This is a genomic window from Cupriavidus necator (assembly GCF_040578825.1).
GTDB classification, from domain to species: Bacteria; Pseudomonadota; Gammaproteobacteria; order Burkholderiales; family Burkholderiaceae; genus Cupriavidus; species Cupriavidus necator_E.
This window is the reverse complement of the sequence record NZ_JBEFLI010000031.1, coordinates 19,350-40,021: the sequence shown is the minus strand read 5'-3', so window position 1 is coordinate 40,021 and position 20,672 is coordinate 19,350. Positions and strand designations below refer to the sequence as shown.

The window sequence follows — 20,672 nt, the reverse complement described above, 5'->3', positions numbered from 1 at the left end:
CAGGCCCCCAAAGAAAAACGCGCCGCAGCACGGCGCGTTTTTTCCGGTCAGGCGATGCGAAATCAGATGCCGCGCGCTTGCTGCGAAGCCAGGATCGCGTGCGCCCCGCCCGGGCGCTGCGTCAGATTAGGGGACGAAGGGAAGCCATGCGGCTGCGGCGACGACGGCGAGTGCTCCAGCCAGTCCTTGACGCGGTTGGCATCGGCAAAGCGCGACAGCTTGCCGGCCGAATCCAGGAACACCATCACCACGTTGCGGCCGTGTACCTTGGCCTGCATCACCAGGCACTGGCCGGCCTCGGAGATAAAGCCGGTCTTCTGCAGGCCGATTTCCCAGTTGCCGCCGCGCACCAGGCGATTGGTGCTGACGTAGTGCTGGGTGCGGCCCTGCACGTTGACTTCATGCTCGGTCTGGGTCGAGAACTCGCGGATGGTCGGGTTGCGATACGCGGCGTTCACCATGCGCACCAGGTCCATCGCGCTCGACACATTGCTGCTCGACAGGCCGCTGGAATCGACAAAGTGGCTGTCGTTCATGCCCAGCTCGCGCGCCTTGCGGTTCATCGCCTGGACAAAGGCCGGCAGGCCGCCCGGATAGTGGCGGCCCAGCGCCGACGCGGCGCGGTTCTCGGACGACATCAGCGCCAGCAGCAGCAGTTCCTGGCGCGTCAGCTGCGTGCCGAAACGCAGGCGCGAGCTGCTGTGCTTCTCGTTGTCGCGGTCTTCCTCGGTGATGGTCAGCACCTCGTCCATCGGCAGGCGTGCATCCATCACCACCAGCGCCGTCATCAGCTTGGTGATCGAGGCGATCGGCAGCACCGCACTGGCGTTCTTCTGGAACAGCACCTCGTTGGAGGTCTGGTCCATCACCAGCGCCACACTGGAACGCAGCGCCAGCGCGTCGTTGGTATCGCGCAGGCCCATGGCTTCACCCAGCGAGGGCTTGGCCGGCGGCGTAAAGGCGGCACGCACCGGTGCGGCGCGCTGGGCCACCACGACCTGGCGCTTGCCCTTCTTCAGCACGATGACCTTGCGCGAGGAAGTCGCCTCGCGTTTGGCTACCTTGCTGTTGCGCGACTTGGCGGATGCCGTCTTGGAAGCACTCTTTTTCTCGACGTTAGCCGATTTTTTAGAGGTTTTTTGGGTAGTTGCGGACTTGGTGGCCGCTTCGGCCACGGGCGCCGCGACCATCGACACCGACACCAGGACCGCGGCGGCGACGGCGGACAGGGGCGTGGAGCCGAAGAATCTGGAAAAAATGGAATCAGACCGGAACATGATTCGTTCAGCGCATAAGAATGGCGCTAGTGTAGGAAATTAAGAAATTGTTAGCAAGATTAAAGACTTACAGACGCTCCTTAAAGTTCGATTTACAAACATTTCCACGATGTGGAATAAGTTGACGCTTCATCACGTACAACGCTGTTCGAAACCGGACTGCCTCAGCATCCACCTCCAACTGACCCTGCCATCCCCAAGGCAACGATCCCGCCGATACAGGAATTCGTCTGGTATATCGGCAGCAATCGTTACACATTGATACAAATCTCACTATGAGAGGAAACGCGCAAAGCTGCTGACCGGTTCCCGTTCGGTAGTCAGCCGGTTTTCCAGCGCTTCCGGATCCGCAAAACCCAGCGACATGCCGCATACCACCATCTCTTCGGATGGCAGCCGCAGGTGGCTGGAAATGATCTTGTGGAACTGCGTGAACGCCGCCTGGGGGCAGGTATCGAGCCCGCGCGCCCTGGCCGCGACCATGATGCTTTGCAGGAACATGCCATAGTCCAGCCAGCTGCCCTGCTCCATGATGCGGTCGATGGTGAAGATCATCCCCACCGGCGCATCGAAGAAACGGAAGTTGCGCGCATGCTGCTCATGCATGCGCGCCTTGTCCTCACGGCTGATCTCCAGCAGGCCGTACAGGTCCCAGCCCACCTTGCGCCGCCTGGCCAGGTAAGGGTTGACCCATTCGCGCGGGTAGTACGGATACTCTTCCATGTACTTGCTGTCGCGCTCGGGGTCTTCATAGGCGGCCAGCACATCGGCGCACAGCTTGGCCTTGGCTTCGCCCGACAGCACATAGACGCGCCACGGCTGGGTATTGGTGCCCGACGGCGCGCGGCTGGCCACGGCCAGGATGTCTTCCACGGTCTCGCGCGGCACGGGGGTATCGAGAAACGCCCGCACCGAACGCCGCGTGAGGATCGCGCGATCCACGCAGTCGACAGCGTCCTGCGAACCCAGTTGCATCCCGAGGGACATCTTGTTCATCTCCTGTTGCCCCGTCTTACCCCTGCGCGCCGGCTACCGCCAGCGGCAGCAGCGCCTCGCGCAGCGCGCCCGGCAGCGGTACCGGCCGGCGCGTGGCGCGATCGACATAGACGTGGATGAAATGCCCTTGCGCGGCGGCAAGCTCGTTGTCGCCGCTGAACAGCCCGACTTCATAGCGCACGCTGGAAGTGCCCAGCCGGGCCACGCGCAGGCCTGCTACAACGGTCTCCGGGAAGCTGAGCGACGAGAAGTAGTTGCACTGCGTCTCGATCACCAGCCCGATCGTGTCGCCCGACGTGAAGTCGAGCACGCCCTGCCGGATCAGGTAGGTATTCACCACGGTGTCAAAATAACTGTAGTAGACAACGTTGTTGACGTGGCCATAGACATCGTTGTCCATCCAACGCGTGGTGATCGGCTGGAAGTACGGATAGGCACTACGCGGCTCGGCTTGCGGTTTCATGGGACGGGAACGGAACAGGACGGGGTCGGACGGTTAGGGAAAACGCCAACCGGGAAGCGTCGATGGGAAAGCGCCGAAAGCGCCGCCGAAACCTCGGCGTCAGCGACACGAACGCGCCCGGACTAGCGGCGGATGACAAGTGCCACGCCAAGCGCCGCCAGCAACATGCCGGCCGCTGCCAGCGGCGGGATGCGCTCGCCGAACAGCAGCCAGGCCATCACCGCAGTGGTGGGCGGGGTCAGGTACATCAGGCTCGATACCTTGGTGGCTGCGCCTCGCCGGATCAGCACGAACAGCAGCGAGATCGCGCCGATCGACAGCGCCACCACCGACCAGGCCAGCGCGCCCAGCATCTCGGCGGTCCACTGCACTTCACGGGTCTCGAACAGGAACATGAACGGCAGGCACGCCAGCGCCGCCGCGGCGAACTGGATCACGGAACCCATGCGCAGGTCGAACACCGGGCAGAAGCGCTTCTGGTAGACCGTGCCCACCGTGATGCTGAGCAAGGCCGCGCCGGCCAGCGCCAGGCTTGCCGGCGTCAGCCCGCTGGTGCCGATCTTGTTGACCACCACCAGCGCCACGCCGGCGATGCCCAGCAGCAGGCCCAGCCATTGGCGCAAGCCGATGCGCTCACCGAGGCGCGAGGCGATCAGCGCGGTCAGGATCGGCTGCATGCCGACGATCAGTGCCGATACCCCCGCCGACATGCCCAGCTTGATCGCGGCCCATACCCCGCCAAGGTAGCCCGCCTGCAGCAGCAGCCCCGCCACGGCGATATGGCCGACCACGCGCCAGTCGGTCTGCTTGCTGCCTGCCACCTGTGGCAGCGGCACGTGCGCCAGCAGCACGAACGGCACCATCAGCACCACCACGCCGGCAAAGCGCAGGAACAGGAAGGTCATCGGCTCGGCATACGGCATGCCGTATTTGGCGACGATAAAGCCGGTGCTCCAGATCAGCACGAACAGCCACGGCATCGCCGCCAGCCACAGCGCGGCCCCGGTGCTGGTTGCGGCGACGCGCCGCTGCTCCGCCACGCCGCTCATGACACCACCGCCAGCTCGGCGTGGCGGGCGTGATACTGCGCGGCCAGGCCGACGGTCTGCACGTGCACCGCAACGGTGTCTTCGATCCGGTTGCCGTAGCCGCCTGCCATCGCCACCGCGACCGGCAGCCTGCGCGCCAGCGCGGCGTCGAATACCAGCCGGTCGCGCTGCGCCAGCCCCGCCATGGTCAGCCTGAGCCGCCCGAGGCGGTCGCCTTCGTGCGGATCGGCGCCGGCCAGGTAGATCAGCAGGTCGGGATCGAAGCGGCTGAACAGCGCATCGAGCGCGTCCCGCAGCGCTTGCGCATAAGTGGCGTCGTCGCAGCCGTCGGGCAGGCCGACGTCGAGGTCGCTGGCCTCCTTGCGGAACGGGTAGTTCTTCTCTCCATGCAGCGACAGCGTGAACACCGACGGATCGCCCTGCAGGATCGACGCGGTGCCGTTGCCCTGGTGCACGTCGAGGTCGATCACCGCCACGCGGCGCAGGTCGCCATCGCGTTGCAGTACGCGCGCGGCGATGGCGGCATCGTTGAACACGCAGAAACCGCCACCCTTGTCGGCATAGGCATGATGCGTGCCCCCGGCCAGGTTCACGGCGACGCCTTCGCGCATCGCCGTCCGGCACGCCGCGATGGTGGCGCCGGCCGAGCGCCGCGAGCGCTCGACCATGGCCTCGGACCACGGGAAACCGATCTCGCGCTGGCGGGCCGCGTCGAGTGTGCCGGCGGAGGCCGCCGCGACATACTCCGGCGTATGTGCCAGCAGCAGCGCATCGTCGCCGGCGCGCGGAGCTTCGGCCAGCCGCAGGGAGGGTACCCCCGCCGCCACCGCGTCGCGTAGCATGCTGTACTTGCGCATCGGAAAGCGGTGCCCCGGCGGCAGCGGCAGCACAAAATGGTCGGCGTAATAAGCTAGCATGGAGTGGCCTGGGCGGTTCTGTTCACGTCTTGTCGGTATCGCGGCGGCGGCCACGCCGGGCGGGCGAGGCAATCCGCGATGGTAGCACCCTCGCCCCGCCATCGCCTGAGGGCGGCCAGGATGGCGCTCTCAGCACTTGCCAGTACTCTAAGCAAGACTTCATTGTGCATTGCACAAAATTCACTTGACATTGAAAAAAGCATCTCTAGAATGGCAATTGTTGCGGCGCACCAAAATACGGGGTGCGCCCTGACCTACCCATACGCCTGGGCTGGCCGAAGCGGGTTTAACACCGTCACGGCCCTGACATCTAGGCGGCTTAATTTTGCTTGACCTTGAAGTTCACCACTGGAGACCAGCAATGATCCTCACCCCGGAACAAGTCGCAGCAGCGCAAAAAGCCAACCTCGAAACGCTGTTCGGCCTGACTACCAAGGCGTTTGAAGGCGTCGAGAAGCTTGTCGAGCTGAACCTGCAGGTCGTCAAGACCACGTTCGCTGAAAACGTGGACAACGCCAAGAAGGCCCTGTCGGCCAAGGACGCACAGGAACTGCTGGCCATCCAGGCCGCAGCCGTGCAGCCGGTCGCCGAAAAGACCCTGGCCTACACCCGTCACCTGTACGAAATCGCTTCGGAAACCCAGAGCGAATTCGCCAAGGTGGCCGAGGCCCAGCTGGCCGAAGGCTCGAAGAACGTCCAGGCTCTGGTCGAAAACTTCGCCAAGAACGCCCCGGCCGGTTCGGAATCGACCGTGGCCATCGTGAAGTCGGCGATCTCCGCCGCCAACAACGCCTACGAGTCGGTGCAGAAGGCGACCAAGCAAGCGGTCGAAATCGCTGAAACCAACTTCCAGGCTGCGGCGACGGCTGCGACCAAGGCTGCCCAGCAAGCCAGCGCCACCGCGGCGCGTACGGCGGCTGCCAAGAAGCCGGCCACGGCTGCCTGATCGCAGTAGCGGCAGTAGCAGTCAGCATCATCCGATGGACCGGCTCCGGCCGGTCCGTTGGCAAAGCGCATCGGGGATCGAAAGCTGGCATTGCATGGATCCACACGCGGTGTGTTTTGCCAACGATGAAGGTAGCGTCCCGCCCGAGTGACCGGCGCTGCCTTGTCTGCCGATGTCTCCTCGGTACCGCGGTCTCCTTGTCCAAAGGTATCGTTAAGCCCGACCTCTTGAGGTCGGGTATTTTTTTGCCTTCGGCGCAAATATCGGCAAGCGCTAGCGGTCACCCCCTGGCTGTGACAGGACCCACAGCATCGCGCCCACGGCTTCGGCCTGCGATCGCGTGCAGGTCTTCTCGAAGATCGCCCGCAACTGCGTACGCACGGTGGCAAGGGATACCCCGGCACCGGCAGCGTACTCGTCGGGAGTCTTGCCGCAAATCAGCGCTTCGGCCACCGCCGCCTCGGCGGCCGACAACCTGAAGGCCTGCTGCAATGCCTTGGCGGCAACCAGCGGGGCCGTGCCGCGCCGCCTGGCAGTCACCAGCAACGTGGCATCGCCAAATGCCGTGCGCGTGGCCCCTGCCGGCAGGCTTGCAATACAGAGGAAGATCTCGGGCGGCAGCCCCGCTGCTGTCCGCAGTGCCAGGCTCTCCCCTTTGCGCGTCTTTTCCGCACGCGCCATGGCAGCTTGCATGGCTTCATTTTCCACGGCGCTGCCCGCCGCCAGCCGGCCATGCTCGAGCCTCAGGCACATCGTGGCGCGCAACATGGCCTCCGCGGCCTGGTTGGCAAATACGACCCGCATCCGCCGGTCGAGCGCGAATACGGCCAGCCCCAGCTGCGCCATCAGCTCATTGCCAAGCGCGGCATCGCGATGCAGGATGCGGGCGTCCCGCCACAGGTTGATGGCACGCTGCAGATGGCCGGCCATGCCGGCCGCGGCGGCGCGCTCGTTCTGTGTGTACGGCGGCCGGTCATTGGCCCTCAGCAAGCCGAGCAGAATGTCGTCGCTGCCCGCGCGCGCCAGGCGTACACCCATCAGGTAACGCAAGCCTGAAGGAATCTGGTAATCCTGGAAAAACTCGCTGCGCGCAACGTCCTCGTCGGTCAGGTAATCCTGGCAGCAGACAAAATTACCGATGCCTGCTTTCTCGACAAAACTGCGCCGCGGATCCAGGGCGCCGTAATACTGGTCGTAGCGCCGGACTACCGTGTCCCAGTCCCGGTCGGGCGTGTAGATGGAAAGATGCGGCGCGTTGCGCATGGCATCCCAGCTGAACATGTGGAATACATTGGCGCCCAGGGTCTCGGCGACGTTCTGGAATACCTCCAGGAAGCCGTCCTCACGCAGCGCGGCCTCATACAAGTCCCCGATCAGATGGTCCTTTTGCATTTCCCCCGCTCCCCTGTCCGTCAGTTCAGCAGCCGCTTGACGAGCCGGGTGCCGCCGTCTTTTCTTTTCTTGATTACCGGTAGCTTGCACAAGCTGGTGGCCGATTCATGCCCCTCGGATTGGGGGTATTTACTTGTTTCATCCGGATGAATGATGCGGACCCTCGCTGGCCTTACGGAGAATCCCGGCGAGCCAGGCGAATCCGGACTCCATCCAATTCCCCCTGGCCACTCAGGCAGATTGCCCTCCAGAAGATATCTGCCACTGGCTTGCAGTTCATTACCTGAACAACCGGGGAAATCATGAAGCTCACACCCATTGCACTCGGCATTGCCGTGCTGGCCTTGTCGGCCTGCGGCGGCGGCGATTCGTCCGGCGGCGACACCACCGGCACCACCAGCCCGCCACCGGTCACGACGACACCCACCAAACAAACGGTCAGCGGCGTGGCGGCTACCGGCGCGGCGATGCAAGGCGCCACCGTGACCCTGAGCGATGCCAGCGGCAAATCGGTCGATTGCCCGGCGGACGCCACCACCGGCTCCTTTCAGTGCGACGTGACCGGGCTGGCGGCGCCGTTCGTGCTAGTGGCCACCGGCAATGTCGCGGACTCGCAGGCCACGCTGATCAGCCTGAGCGCGACCGCGGGGACGCAGACCATCAACATCACGCCGCTGACCAACGCCATTGCGGCGACCATCGTCGGTGACAACCCGACCAGACTGCTGACGGACTCCGGCCTGCTGCAGTCCAAGGTCACGCCGACTGCGATCAGCACCACGGTCAAGGCTTACTCGGATGCGCTGGCCGACCTCCTGAGCGCCACCGGCAACGCCGGCGTCGACCTGATTTCAGGCCCGCTGACGGCCGGCGCCCCGGGGCTCGACCGGCTGCTCGACCAGGTGAAGGTCAACGTGCTGCCGAACGGCGGCGTGCAGCTCTCGTCGGTGGCCGGAGCGTCCAGCGATACGCCTGCCCTGCTCCAGCTCGCACCGGGCGTAGCGCCGAGCGCCAGCGACGCGGCCAGCCTGCCAAGCGTCGCCACCATCGGCGGCATCCCTGTGTCTGACCTTCCGGCCGCCAGCGACCTGGCCGGCCTGCAGGCTGCCTTCAACCAGTGCTTCGGCGGCAGCTCGACGGCTACGGCGCGCGTGGATGGCAACGTGCCCGCATGCAGCCGCATCTTCGTCGATGATGTTGACGCCGGCGCCCTGCAGCCAGGCGTGCCGCCGAGCTACCTGAACAATGGTGCTGACGCCGAGCAGGAGTTCGCCATGCCGCAGGGCGCCAGCGCGCCGGGCATCTTTGCCGATGATGCGATGAACGGCGCCACCTTCAGCCTGCCCGAGGTCATCCGCGTCCAGGCGACGGACAAGCTCTGGATCAAGTTGTCATGGACCCGCACCGACGGCATCCGTGACGGCACGCAGGCGATCGTCCAGGTGGCCCTGCAGCCAGGCGCCCGAACCAGCGACGATACCGGCTGGCGCATGGTCGGCAACCAGCGCCAGGTGCTGACCCGGGTGGTGGGCCTGGTCCAGAAATGGGACTGGCTGAACCCGACGAAGGCAACCGCGGGTGCCAACGCTTTTGTCAGTTCGTTGAGCCTGCAGGTCGGAACGGTCGACCGCAACGGCGTGCCGGTCGACTTCGCTATCGTGAAGGGACCGGGATTGCGCAATGGCATCTTCCTGCAGCCGGTCGGCGCGGGCGGGGTTTGCGATACGCTGAACATTCGCGCGCAACTGACCGCCTCGCAGACCCCGGCCCAGGCCGCGGCGCTTAGCCGCCAGAACGCCTGCCGCAACAACTACCGGCTCGCCGGGGCGGCGCAGGATACGTCGGCACAGCTCACCTGGCCGGTCGGCAACGCGGCCTGGTCCAATCCGCAGCTGAGCGCCTCGGAACTCGCGGCCATCACGCCGTTCAGCGTGTACACCTTCGACATTTATCAAGGCGGCAATACCGCAACGCCTGCGCGCACATACCAGGTCAGGCTGCGCACGCCGCCGCTGGCGCCGGAATCGCTGCGCCAGTATGCGTGGCAGGAGGTCAGCCAGACCGTGCGCAACCTGCTGACGCCGGGCTCCGGTGCCGCGTTCACGGGCGGCCCGACGTTCCCGGTAAGCTGGACGTCCGCAGCCGGCGTGCCGTTCGTCAAGCGGAGCAGCGTGCAGATCCGCTCGACCATCGGCGCCGCGCCACAAGTCTTCGTCAACGGGTCGGCGCGGGCCAGGCCGGCTGCACCGGGCACGACGCTCACTCTGGATGTGCCGGGCGACCAGGGCACGGCCTTCCCCTCCGTCGCCGCCGCGACCGGGGCAACCGACTCGTCATTCGTCAATGTGACCTGGTCGGACGCCTTCGACCTGTCGTTCAATACCAGCGTCGAATACAACCACTGAATCGAATCGACTGCGATTCGCCCCGTGGCAAAAGCACGATGCTTCGCCACGGGGCGTTTTTTATTGGGACCCCCACTCGCTGCAAGCTCATTAAGTCGTGTGTGGAAGGAAGCCTTGGCGGTTAATTGCAAAATCCGGCAAAAAGGAACCCGCCGTTGGGCGGGTTCTGTGATGGCACCGAACTACGCTCAGCGCTTGCGCGGCGGTGGCACGTCGGTACAAACGCCTTCGTAGATTTCCGCCGCCATGCCGATCGACTCGCCCAGCGTCGGGTGCGGGTGGATGGTCTTGCCGATATCCACCGCGTCCGCGCCCATCTCGATCGCCAGGCACACTTCGCTGATCAGGTCGCCCGCATGCGTGCCGACGATCCCGCCGCCGATCACGCGATGGGTTTCCTCGTCGAAGATCAGCTTGGTAAAGCCTTCGTCGCGGCCGTTGGCGATGGCGCGGCCCGAAGCGGCCCACGGGAACACGCCCTTGCTGTACTTGATGCCCTGCGCCTTGCACTCGTCCTCGGTCAGGCCGGCCCAGGCCACTTCCGGATCGGTGAACGCCACCGACGGGATCTGCTTGGCATCGAAGTAGGCCTTCTCGCCGTGCGCCGCTTCGGCGGCAACGTGGGCTTCATGCACGGCCTTGTGTGCCAGCATCGGCTGGCCAACGATATCGCCGATCGCGAAGATATGCGGCACGTTGGTGCGCATCTGCTTGTCGACGTTGATAAAGCCACGCTCGCTCACGGCCACGCCGGCCTTCTCGGCGCTGATGCGCTTGCCGTTAGGCGCGCGGCCCACCGACACCAGCACCAGGTCATAGCGCACGGGCTCGGCCGGGGCCTGCTCGCCTTCGAACCTGACGTAAATGCCGTCCGGCTTCGCTTCCACGCCAACCGTCTTGGTCTTCAGCATGACCTTGCCAAAGCGGTCCTTGTTCTTCTTTTCCCAGACCTTGACCAGGTCGCGGTCGGCGCCGGTCATCAGGCCGTCGAGCATTTCCACGACATCGATCTCGGCACCCAGCGTGCTGTACACCGTGGCCATTTCCAGGCCGATAATGCCGCCGCCGATGACCAGCATCTTGTTGGGGACTTCAGGCAGTTCCAGCGCGCCGGTCGAGTCGACGATGCGCGGATCTTCCGGGATGAAGGGCAGTTTCACCGCCTGGCTGCCGGCGGCGATAATGGCCTTCTCGAAGCGGATCACGGTCTTCTTGCCGGTGCTGCGCTTGCCCTCGCCTTCGGTCAGCTCGACCTCCATGTGATGCGGGTCGAGGAAGTTGCCGATGCCGCGCACCACCTGCACCTTGCGTGCCTTGGCCATGCCGGCCAGGCCGCCGGTCAGCTTGCCGACCACCTGGTTCTTGTAGTGGCGCAGGCCGTCCAGGTCGATCTTGGCTTCGCCGAACAGGATGCCGTGGGCGGCCAGCGCCTTGGCTTCGTCGATCACCGCGGCGTTGTGCAGCAGCGCCTTGGACGGGATGCAGCCCACGTTCAGGCAGACGCCGCCAAGCGTGCTGTAGCGCTCCACCAGCACGGTATTCATGCCCAGGTCGGCGGCGCGGAACGCGGCCGAGTAGCCGCCGGGGCCGGCGCCCAGCACCAGCATCTCGCACTGGATGTCGGCGCCGCCGCTGTGCGTGGCTGCCGCGGGTGCGGGGGCCGGGGCGGCAGCGGCTGGGGCAGGCGCTGCTGCGGGAGCCGGCGCTTGCGCGGGTGCGGGGGCCGCAGCGGCCTGCTGGGCTTCGACGGTGCAGATCACCGCGCCCTGGCCAACCTTGTCGCCCACCTTGACCTTGACCTCAACCACCTTGCCGGCGGCCGACGACGGCACATCCATGCTCGCCTTGTCGGACTCCAGCACGATCAGGGACTGTTCCATCTCGACCGTATCGCCGGCCTTGACCAGTACCTCGATCACTTCCACCGCGTCGAAATCGCCGATATCCGGCACCTTGACTTCGATCACACTCATGCTTTGCTCCTCAATGCGCGCCCGCCTTGCGGCTTCAGGTCGCGCCGTCGTTGTTGGTTGCCGGGTCGTCTGACTCGTGGTCCGCTGCCGGCTGGTCTTCCGGCTCCAGGTCTTCCGCCGCCATGTCTTCCGCATCCTCGGCGGCAGTCACCGTGGCGCCGCACTCATGCAGCCGCACGGTATGGACCTCGATCGGTCCGGCCGAACTCTTGTCGAACTCAACGCCCGCATCGACGCCGATGCGCGCGATCTCCCCCGCGTCCAGGTCCGGCCGGTCATACACCGCATGCATCGCGCCCAGCGCGTAGTTGCGGCCCGAGCCGATGCCCCAGAAGCGGTCGAACGAAAACACCTCGCGGTACGAATAGACGCCGAAGATGCCCGCCGGATTGGCGATCAGGCAGACGATCTGCGACGACTCGTAGGGATCGTCTTCGTCTTCCTTGGTGTTGACGAAGTAATCCGACTTCAGCTTCTCGTGCACCTTCAGGAAGGTACGGAACACGTCGTCGCGCGAGCCCAGCCGGCACTCCTCGCCCAGGCCCGCCAGCAGCGTGCGCATGACCGGAAAGTGCGCGGTGGTCCCGGCCAGCGCGATAAAGCCGTCGCCTACCGGGAAGACCTTCTGGTTGCGCTCGTAGGCGCGCGACAGGCGCGTATCGCCGAAGGTGACCAGCGCGTCCGCCGCGATCGCCACTTCGGAACCCTTCCTTACGACAACACAGGTAGTCATGGCTCGCTCCTATCGTTCAGCCTGGCCGCACACCGGCGCCGTGCCGGTGTGCACTGCCGCCGCGTTAGAGCAGGATACGGCGGAAGTCCGCCAGCAGTTGCGCGAAGTACGTGTTGAAGCGCGCCGCCTCGGCACCGTCGATGACGCGGTGGTCCCACGACAGCGACAGCGGCAGCGTCAGGCGCGGCTCAAACTGCTTGCCGTCCCACACCGGCTTCTGGAACGACTTGCACACGCCCATGATCGCGACTTCCGGCGCGTTGATGATCGGCGTGAAATAGGTGCCGCCGATGCCGCCCAGCGACGAGATCGAGAAGCAGCCGCCCTGCATCTGGTCAGGCTTGAGCTTGCCGTCGCGCGCCAGCTTGGCCAACTCGCCCATTTCCTGGCTGATCTCGAATACGCCCTTCTTGTCGGCGTCCTTGATCACCGGCACGACCAGGCCGTTCGGGGTGTCGGCAGCGAAACCGATGTTGAAGTACTTCTTCAGCACCAGGTTGTCGCCGTCGAGCGAGGCATTGAAGTTCGGGAACTTCTTCAGCGCCGCGACCGTGGCCTTGATCATGAATGCGAGCATCGTCACCTTGATGCCGGCCTTCTCGTTTTCCTTGTTGAGCTGGACGCGGAAGGCTTCCAGGTCGGTGATGTCCGCTTCGTCATGGTTGGTGACGTGCGGGATCATGACCCAGTTGCGGTGCAGGTTGGCACCCGAGATCTTCTTGATGCGCGACAGGGCCTTGTTTTCCACCTCGCCAAAGCGGGTGAAATCGACCTTCGGCCACGGCAGCAGGCCCAGCTCGCCACCACCGGCGCCAGCCGGGGCAGCCTGCGCCGGCGCGGCGGTCTGGCCGCTCATCACGCCCTTGACGAAGCGCTGCACATCTTCTTGCGTGATGCGGCCCTTGGGACCGCTGCCCGGCACGCGCGACACCTCGACGCCCAGCTCGCGCGCGAACTTGCGCACGGAGGGGCTGGCGTGGGCGGCCTTGCCGGTGACGCCAGCCGGGGCCGGCGCGGCAGCCGGGGCTACGGCAGGCGCCGGAGCGGCGGCGGGGGCCGCAGCCGGTGCGGGCGCTGCGGCGGCAGGGGCAGGTGCGGCAGCGGCAGCAGCCGGTGCCGCGGCAGCCGCCCCGGCAGCGCCTTCCAGGATCAGCAGCAGCGTGCCTTCGGACACGTTGTCGCCCACCTTGACCTTGACTTCCTTGACCACGCCGCCCTGCGGCGAGGGCACGTCCATGGTGGCCTTGTCGGATTCCAGGGTCACCACCGCATCTTCGGCGTTGATGGTGTCGCCCGGCTTGACATGGACTTCGATCACCGGCACGGCGTCGTAGTCGCCGATATCGGGCACCTTGACTTCGATGGTGCCGCCACCGCCTGCGGCCGGGGCAGCCGCGGGAGCTGCTGCCGGCGCGGGAGCGGGTGCCGGGGCTGCGGCGGCGGGAGCCGGCGCCGCGGCAGCGGGGGCCGGTGCCGGTGCCGGTGCAGATGCAGCGACGGGCTCGTTGGCCGCCTCCAGCATCACCAGCACCGAGCCTTCGGACACGTTGTCGCCCACCTTGATGCGAACGTCCTTGACCACGCCGGCCTGCGGCGAGGGCACATCCATGGTGGCCTTGTCCGATTCCAGCGTCACCAGCGCGTCTTCCGCGTTGATGCTGTCGCCGGGTTTCACATGCACTTCGATGACGGGAACGGCGTCATAGTCGCCGATATCCGGCACCTTGATTTCAATCGCTTGACTCATTCAGTGTCTCCTGGGCAGGCCGGCACGCGCGACATCCGCAAGCGGCGAGATTACCTTCGCCGCCCGCTTCTGTCACGCCGCCGTGCCGCAAGGCGCTTCCGGCACGGGGCCGGGGCGCCCGCGGCACGGCGTCGCCGTACTGCGGGGGTTGGTGCAGGCTGCCGGATCAGACCGACATCGGGTTGGGCTTGTTCGGGTCGAGGTTGTACTTCTTGATGGCCTCGGCCACCTTGTCGCGGCCGATCGCGCCTTCGTCGGCCAGTGCCTTCAGCGCGGCCAGCGTGACCCAGTGGCGGTCCACTTCAAAGAAGTGGCGCAGCTTCTCGCGCGTATCCGAGCGGCCGAAGCCGTCGGTGCCCAGCACCACGTAGCGGCGCGGCACGAACGGACGGATCTGCTCGGCGAAGGCGCGCACGTAGTCGGTCGAGGCGATCACCGGGCCGCGGGCCGACTTCAGCTTCTGCGTGACGAACGCCTCGCGCGGGGTCTCGGTCGGGTGCAGCAGGTTGTGGCGCTCGGCGGCCTGGCCTTCGCGGGCCAGCTCGGTAAAGCTCGGGCAGCCCCACAGGTCGGACTCGACGCCCCAGTCCTGCTTCAGCAGTTCGGCGGCGGCGATCACCTCGCGGAAGATCGTGCCCGAGCCCAGCAGCTGCACGCGCGGCGCGTTGCTGTTCTCGACGCCCTTGCGGAACTGGTACATGCCCTTGACGATGTCCTGCTCTACGCCAGCCGGCATTTCCGGATGCTCGTAGTTCTCGTTCATCACCGTCAGGTAGTAGTAGATGTCTTCCTGCTCGGCGTACATGCGGCGCAGGCCGTCCTGCATGATCACCGCCAGTTCGAACTGGAAGGTCGGGTCGTACGAGATGCAGTTCGGGATCGCGGCGTGGAACACGTGCGAGTGGCCGTCCTCGTGCTGCAAGCCTTCGCCGTTCAGCGTGGTGCGGCCGGCGGTGCCGCCCAGCAGGAAGCCGCGCGAGCGCATGTCGGCAGCGGCCCAGCACAGGTCGCCGATCCGCTGGATGCCGAACATCGAGTAGTAGATGTAGAACGGGATCATCTGCACGCCGTGCGTCGAGTACGACGTGGCGGCGGCAATCCAGTCGCACATGGCGCCGGCTTCGTTGATGCCTTCCTGCAGCACCTGGCCAGTCTGCGATTCCTTGTAGAACATCAGCTGGTCATGGTCTTCCGGCACGTACTTCTGGCCTTCCTGGTTCCAGATGCCGACCTGGCGGAACAGGCCTTCCATGCCGAAGGTGCGCGACTCGTCCGGCACGATGGGCACCACGTGCTTGCCGATCTGCTTGTCTTTCAGCAGCGTGTTCAGGATCCGGACGAAGGCCATGGTGGTGGACACTTCGCGGCCTTCGCCGGTGGCCTTCAGCAGCGCTTCGAACGCCGACAGCTGGGGCACTTGCAGCGCTTCAGCCTTCTGGCGGCGCGTCGGCAGGTAGCCGCCCAGGTTCATGCGCGCCTGGCGCATGTATTCCAGTTCCTTCGAGCCTTCCTCGAAGGTGATGTACGGCACCTCTTCGAGCTTGTCGTCGGGCACCGGGATGCTGAACTGGTCGCGGAACTTGCGGATCGCGTCCACCGGCATCTTCTTCTGCTGGTGGGCCACGTTCATGGCCTGGCCGGCGTCGCCCATGCCATAGCCCTTGATGGTCTTGGCCAGGATCAGCGTGGGCTGGCCCTTGTGCTCGCTGGCGGCCTTGTAGGCGGCGTAGATCTTGTGCGGGTCGTGGCCGCCGCGGTTCAGGCGCCAGATGTCCTCGTCGGACCAGTCGGCCACCATCGCCTTCAGCTCAGGCGTGTTGAAGAAGTGCTCGCGGACGTAGGCGCCGTCCTTGGCCTTCATGGTCTGGTACTCGCCGTCCACGCATTCCATCATGCGCTTCATCAGCAGGCCCTTGGTGTCGCGCGCCAGCAGCGAATCCCAGCGGCTGCCCCACACCACCTTGATCACGTTCCAGCCCGAGCCACGGAATTCCGACTCCAGTTCCTGGATGATCTTGCCGTTGCCGCGCACCGGACCGTCCAGGCGCTGCAGGTTGCAGTTGATGACAAAGACCAGGTTGTCGAGCTTCTCGCGGCCGGCCATGCCGATCGCGCCCAGCGATTCCGGCTCGTCGGTCTCGCCGTCGCCCAGGAAGGCCCAGACCTTGCGCCCTTCGGTGTTCACCAGGCCGCGGCTGTTCAGGTACTTCATGAAGCGCGCCTGGTAGATCGCCATGATCGGGCCCAGGCCCATCGACACCGTCGGGAACTGCCAGAAGTCCGGCATCAGCCACGGGTGCGGGTACGACGAGATGCCCTTGCCGTCCACTTCCTGGCGGAAGTTGTCGAGCTGGTCCTGCGTCAGGCGGCCCAGCAGGAAGGCGCGCGAGTACACGCCCGGAGCCGAGTGGCCCTGCACGAAGACCAGGTCGCCGCCGTGCTTGTCCGACGGGGCGTGCCAGAAGTGGTTGTAGCCCACGTCGTACAGCGTCGCGGCCGACGCGAACGACGAGATATGGCCGCCGACGTTGGTGTGCTTGTTGGCGCGCAGCACCATCGCCATCGCGTTCCAGCGGGTGTACGAGCGGATCCGGTGCTCGATGTCCTGGTCGCCGGGGATGCGGGCCTGCTGCTCCACCGGGATGGTGTTGATGTACTGCGTCTCGGCGTGGAACGGCTGGGTCACGCCGTTCACGCGCGCGTATTCGATCTGCTTGTCGATCAGGAACGCGGCGCGCTCGGGGCCTTCGGCAGCGAGGACGCCCTGCAGCGCGTCAAGCCATTCATGCGTTTCCTGGGGATCGGCGTCGTTGGCGCTGGACGCGCCGAGAATCTGCTCTGGTACGGCGGACATGACTGTCTCCTGGGTGAATTCGTGCTTCCGTGCCCGCGCTTGCAGCGCCGGCCTGGGGGCTCTACGGGTTGACTCGCACTGTTGCGGGTCCGGCGGCTGCTGCGCCGTGCATCGGGCCACCGCCGGGAAACCTGTTCCGGTTTCTCCGCGCGGCAGGCGCATGGCTACCGCCCGCATTCTTGGGTCGAACCGATTCTATGGAAGCCCAAAGTCCAACACAAGTGAAATTTTCAAATTGCGATATCGTTTCTTATAATGTGAAATATTGCGGCAGCGCACAAAGAATCACCTGATCGCCGGCGACCGGCCAGCCATCAGCGGGCCGGCCGCGCAGAAAACCCTGCAAATTCATTGGCGCTTTCCCCAAGCGACGCACTGCAATAATCTCGGTACACTGGTCGGTCAGCCGTCAATCCCTCCCATGCCGTTTCCCGCCCAGTTTCTCGCCCGATTTCTTTCCCGCCTGCGCGCCGCCATGCTCCCTCCCGAAGTCTCGGGCAGAGCCAAGGCGGCCAATGGCGATACCGGCCACGCCCCCTCGCCGGCGGCCGGTCTGGGCCCGATCGAGGCGCTGGGGCCGGACGACGGCGCTCCGGTGGCGGCGCCGCGCGGGCTGTGGTGGCTGCGCTGGCGCAACCTGGTCGCCACGAGCTGGTTCATGTTTATCCCGCTGGTCGCCATCGTGCTGTTCACGGTGGCGATGGGCGTGATCCTGTGGTCGCTGCACGAAACCGAGCGCCAGCAGCAGCGCGACGCGCTGTACCGTGACGCCGCCTGGGCGCAGCAGCGCGTGCGCCTGTCCCTGCTGAGCAACCAGGACCAGCTCGCCTCGCTGGCGCGCGACATCGCCGCCGCGCAACTGGAGCAAGGCGCCTACCGCACCGCGGCGCAGGAAATCCTGCGCGAGAACCCGGAGATCGTCTTCGTCAACTGGCTCGACGCCACCAAGCGCGGGCGCTGGTCGCTGCCATCGACCTCCGAGTTCGCCAACCGGCTGCGCGAGAGCCAGGACCAGCCGCTCGAGCCCGAAGTGCTCGACACCTTCGACGCCGCCCGCGAGACCCAGCGCGTGGTGTACTCGCGCCCGCTGGTCAATGACCGCGGCGACAGCTTCATGCTGATGGAAGTGCCGATCGTGCGCGACAACGAGTTCCTCGGCACGCTCGGCGCGCTGTACTCGATCAACGGCATCCTGACGCACCTGCTGCCGCCAGAGCTGACCGAGCGCTACCGCTTCTCGCTGATCGACAAGAACAACCAGACCCGCGCCAGCACCTCGCTGCGGCCGGTGCCGGGCAATGCGCTGTCGTACGAGGTGCTGCTGGATCCGCCGGGCCACTCGCTGTCGCTGCGCGCCGACGCCTACCCGCCACCGTCGAACCTGCCCAACAACATGCTGCTGTGGCTGGTGGTGGGGCTGTCGTGCTTCCTGCTGTGGAGCCTGTGGAGCATGTGGCGCCACACCAGCCGCCGCTCCGAGGCGCAGCGCGCGCTGCTGGCCGAAACCTCGTTCCGGCGCGCGATGGAAAACTCGATGCTGATCGGCCTGCGCGCGCTCGACCTGAACGGCCGCATCACCTACGTCAACCCTGCCTTCTGCCGCATGACCGGCTGGCAGGAGAACGACCTGGTGGGCCGCCTGCCGCCCTTCCCCTACTGGCCGCCCAACGACCAGCAGGAAATGCAGAAGCAGATCGACCTGACGCTGCAGGGCAAGTCGCCCGCCGGCGGCTACGAGATGCGCGTGATGCGCCGCGACGGCAGCAGCTTCTACGCGCGCATGTATGTGTCGCCGCTGGTCGACAGCCGCGGCCGCCATACCGGCTGGATGAGCTCGATGACGGACATCACCGAGCCCAAGCGCGCGCGCGAGGAACTGGCCGCCGCCCACGACCGCTTCACCACGGTGCTGGAGAGCCTGGACGCCGCCGTCTCGGTGCTGGCCACCGACAAGGCCGAGCTGCTGTTCGCCAACCGCTACTATCGCCAGCTGTTCGGCTGGGAGGCCGAAGGCCACCTGAAGCTGGCCGGCGACGAGCTCGACAAGGAACAGGTCTCGGGCGATAACACCGACTACATCGACGCCTACGCCGGCCTGCCCGCCTCCGAACTGATGCCGTATGCGTCCGATGCGCGCGAGGTGTTCGTGCCGGACATGCAGAAGTGGTTCGAAGTGCGCCGCCGCTATATCCAGTGGGTGGACGGCCACCTGGCGCAGATGCAGATCGCCACCGACATCACGGTGCGCAAGGCGGCCGAGGAAATGGCGCGCCAGCATGAAGAGCGGCTGCAGTTCACCAGCCGCCTGACCACCATGGGCGAGATGGCGTCGTCGCTGGCGCACGAGCTGAACCAGCCGCTGGCGGCGATCAACAATTACTGCATGGGCGCGGTGGCGCGGCTGCATTCCGGCCGCAGCACCCCCGAAGACCTGATCCCGGTACTGGAGAAGACCTCGGCGCAGGCGGTGCGCGCCGGCACCATCATCAGCCGCATCCGCGGCTTCGTGAAGCGCAGCCAGCCGCAGCGCCGCGAGGCCTCGCTGCACGATATCGTCGCCGACGCCGTGGGCCTGGCCGACCTGGAGGCCACGCGCCGCCGCGTCACCATCCTGACCCGGCTGCCGGCGCCGCCGCTGACCGTCTATGTCGACCCGGTGCTCATCGAGCAGGTGCTGGTGAACCTGCTCAAGAACGCGGTCGAAGCCATGGCCGGCCTGCCCGCGCTGCGCGCCGGCGGCGTGGTGCGGCTGCATGCGCGCGTGGAGCACGGCGAGATCGGCGACAACATCCATATCGATGTGATCGACCAGGGACCGGGTGTCGACGAGACCACCAAAGAACGGCTGTTCGAACCCTTCTTCAGCACCAAGTCCGACGGCATGGGCATGGGACTGAACATCTGCCGCTCGATCATCGAGTCGCACCAGGGCCGCCTGTGGGTGGAGAACAATATCGACGGCATCGGTTGTACATTTAAGATCATGCTGCCGCTGCAGCCGGTGATGGCCGAGCAATAACACCCGGGGCGCGCCTTCGGGGCCGACGCCCGCCCCCGTCGACACACCCGCCTCACCTGCCTACACCTGCCTACACCCGCCGCCAGCTTCCGGAGCCCGCCGGCCGCCCACATCCCCCCCGACGAGGGGGGCCTGTCTCGCCACAGAGGGTCGCTGCCGGTTACACTTCGCAGCAATGAATTGTTGTCCCGAGGAGACTACATGACCGCAACGCCAAACCCCACGCCCCACCGCGGCGAGACCGTGTTCATCGTCGACGACGATGAAGCCATGCGCGACTCGCTGACCTGGCTGCTGGAGGGCAATGGCTATCAGGTGCGCAGCTTCACCAGCGCCGAACAGTTCCTCGCCGCCTACGATGCCAGCCAGGTGTCCTGCCTGATCCTCGATGTGCGCATGCCCGGCATGAGCGGCCCGGAGCTGCAGGAACGGATGATCGCCGAGAACATCAATATCCCGATCGTCTTCATCACCGGCCACGGCGACGTGCCGATGGCGGTATCGACGATGAAGCGCGGCGCGATCGACTTTATCGAGAAGCCGTTCGACGAGTCGGAGCTGCGCGCGCTGGTCGAGCGCATGCTGCAGAAGGCCCGCACCGACCATTCCGCCGCGCGCGAGCAGCGCGCCGCCAAGGACCTGCTGGGCAAGCTGACCACGCGCGAGCAGCAGGTGCTGGAGCGCATCGTGGCCGGCCGCCTGAACAAGCAGATCGCCGATGACCTGGGCATTTCCATCAAGACGGTGGAGGCGCACCGCGCCAACATCATGGAAAAGCTCAACGTCAACACGGTGGCCGACTTGTTGCGCCTGGCGCTGTCGCGCAACAGTTAATCAAGGCGCCGGCTGGCCCCCTCATCTCTCCCTGGCCAGCCTGTTTCCGGGCGCCCTCGGGCGCCCG

At 65.9% G+C, this 20,672-nt stretch carries 14 protein-coding genes; 4 read left to right on the top strand and 10 right to left on the bottom strand.

Translation table 11 applies throughout. The features are described 5' to 3' along the window. Window positions 1-62: 62 nt before the first annotated feature. The 5 genes from pbpG to AB1I47_RS16855 form a co-directional block, all read right to left on the bottom strand. Window positions 63-1,277: a D-alanyl-D-alanine endopeptidase gene (gene pbpG, locus AB1I47_RS16875; RefSeq protein ID WP_354684888.1), complete on the bottom strand. Its 1,215-nt coding sequence runs from the start codon at window positions 1,275-1,277 to the stop codon at window positions 63-65. A gap of 273 nt (window positions 1,278-1,550) precedes the next feature. Beyond that, entirely contained in the window at window positions 1,551-2,273 is a 723-nt protein-coding gene (locus AB1I47_RS16870; RefSeq protein ID WP_354684887.1) for a nitroreductase, read from the bottom strand. A 16-nt stretch (window positions 2,274-2,289) separates the two neighbouring features. Continuing rightward, window positions 2,290-2,736 (bottom strand): acyl-CoA thioesterase, encoded by a 447-nt coding sequence (locus tag AB1I47_RS16865; protein WP_354684886.1) that lies wholly within the window; start codon window positions 2,734-2,736, stop codon window positions 2,290-2,292. 122 nt (window positions 2,737-2,858) lie between these two features. Then, the gene (locus tag AB1I47_RS16860; RefSeq protein WP_354684885.1) at window positions 2,859-3,785 is read right to left on the bottom strand and encodes a DMT family transporter; all 927 of its coding nucleotides are present in this window, start codon (window positions 3,783-3,785) and stop codon (window positions 2,859-2,861) included. Then, a complete protein-coding gene (locus AB1I47_RS16855; protein WP_354684884.1) occupies window positions 3,782-4,702 on the bottom strand; it encodes a histone deacetylase family protein in 921 nt (306 codons plus the stop codon). The genes AB1I47_RS16860 and AB1I47_RS16855 overlap by 4 nt, the downstream gene beginning before the upstream one ends. A 361-nt stretch (window positions 4,703-5,063) precedes the next feature. Between AB1I47_RS16855 and phaP1 the strand changes: the two genes are divergently transcribed. Further along, on the top strand, window positions 5,064-5,648 hold the full coding sequence (phaP1, locus tag AB1I47_RS16850; RefSeq protein ID WP_354684883.1) for a TIGR01841 family phasin PhaP1: 585 nt from the start codon (window positions 5,064-5,066) through the stop codon (window positions 5,646-5,648). Window positions 5,649-5,921: 273 nt separating this feature from the next. Here the strand turns inward: phaP1 and AB1I47_RS16845 are convergent, their stop codons facing one another. Next, a complete protein-coding gene (locus AB1I47_RS16845; protein ID WP_354684882.1) occupies window positions 5,922-7,040 on the bottom strand; it encodes a helix-turn-helix transcriptional regulator in 1,119 nt (372 codons plus the stop codon). Between the two features lie 302 nt (window positions 7,041-7,342). Here AB1I47_RS16845 and AB1I47_RS16840 point away from each other — a divergent pair, with 302 nt between their 5' ends. Further along, window positions 7,343-9,445, top strand: coding sequence for a hypothetical protein (locus AB1I47_RS16840; RefSeq protein ID WP_354684881.1), 2,103 nt, complete (start codon window positions 7,343-7,345; stop codon window positions 9,443-9,445). A gap of 188 nt (window positions 9,446-9,633) precedes the next feature. Here AB1I47_RS16840 and lpdA read toward each other — a convergent pair whose 3' ends face one another. The 4 genes from lpdA to aceE form a co-directional block, all read right to left on the bottom strand. Further along, the gene (gene lpdA / locus AB1I47_RS16835) at window positions 9,634-11,418 is read right to left on the bottom strand and encodes a dihydrolipoyl dehydrogenase (RefSeq protein WP_354684880.1); all 1,785 of its coding nucleotides are present in this window, start codon (window positions 11,416-11,418) and stop codon (window positions 9,634-9,636) included. 34 nt (window positions 11,419-11,452) lie between these two features. Continuing rightward, entirely contained in the window at window positions 11,453-12,151 is a 699-nt protein-coding gene (locus tag AB1I47_RS16830) for an Ntn hydrolase family protein (protein WP_354684879.1), read from the bottom strand. Window positions 12,152-12,215: 64 nt separating this feature from the next. Then, window positions 12,216-13,898 carry a dihydrolipoyllysine-residue acetyltransferase gene (gene aceF / locus AB1I47_RS16825; protein ID WP_354684878.1) on the bottom strand — a complete coding sequence of 561 codons (1,683 nt, stop codon included), beginning with the start codon at window positions 13,896-13,898 and terminating at the stop codon, window positions 12,216-12,218. 166 nt (window positions 13,899-14,064) lie between these two features. Continuing rightward, window positions 14,065-16,752: a pyruvate dehydrogenase (acetyl-transferring), homodimeric type gene (aceE, locus tag AB1I47_RS16820; RefSeq protein ID WP_354684877.1), complete on the bottom strand. Its 2,688-nt coding sequence runs from the start codon at window positions 16,750-16,752 to the stop codon at window positions 14,065-14,067. A 475-nt stretch (window positions 16,753-17,227) separates the two neighbouring features. Here aceE and AB1I47_RS16815 point away from each other — a divergent pair, with 475 nt between their 5' ends. Then, complete coding sequence (locus tag AB1I47_RS16815) at window positions 17,228-19,771, top strand: PAS domain S-box protein (RefSeq protein ID WP_354684876.1); 2,544 nt, start codon at window positions 17,228-17,230, stop codon at window positions 19,769-19,771. A 201-nt stretch (window positions 19,772-19,972) separates the two neighbouring features. Further along, window positions 19,973-20,605: a response regulator transcription factor gene (locus AB1I47_RS16810; protein ID WP_029047707.1), complete on the top strand. Its 633-nt coding sequence runs from the start codon at window positions 19,973-19,975 to the stop codon at window positions 20,603-20,605. The last annotated feature ends 67 nt before the right edge of the window (window positions 20,606-20,672 follow it).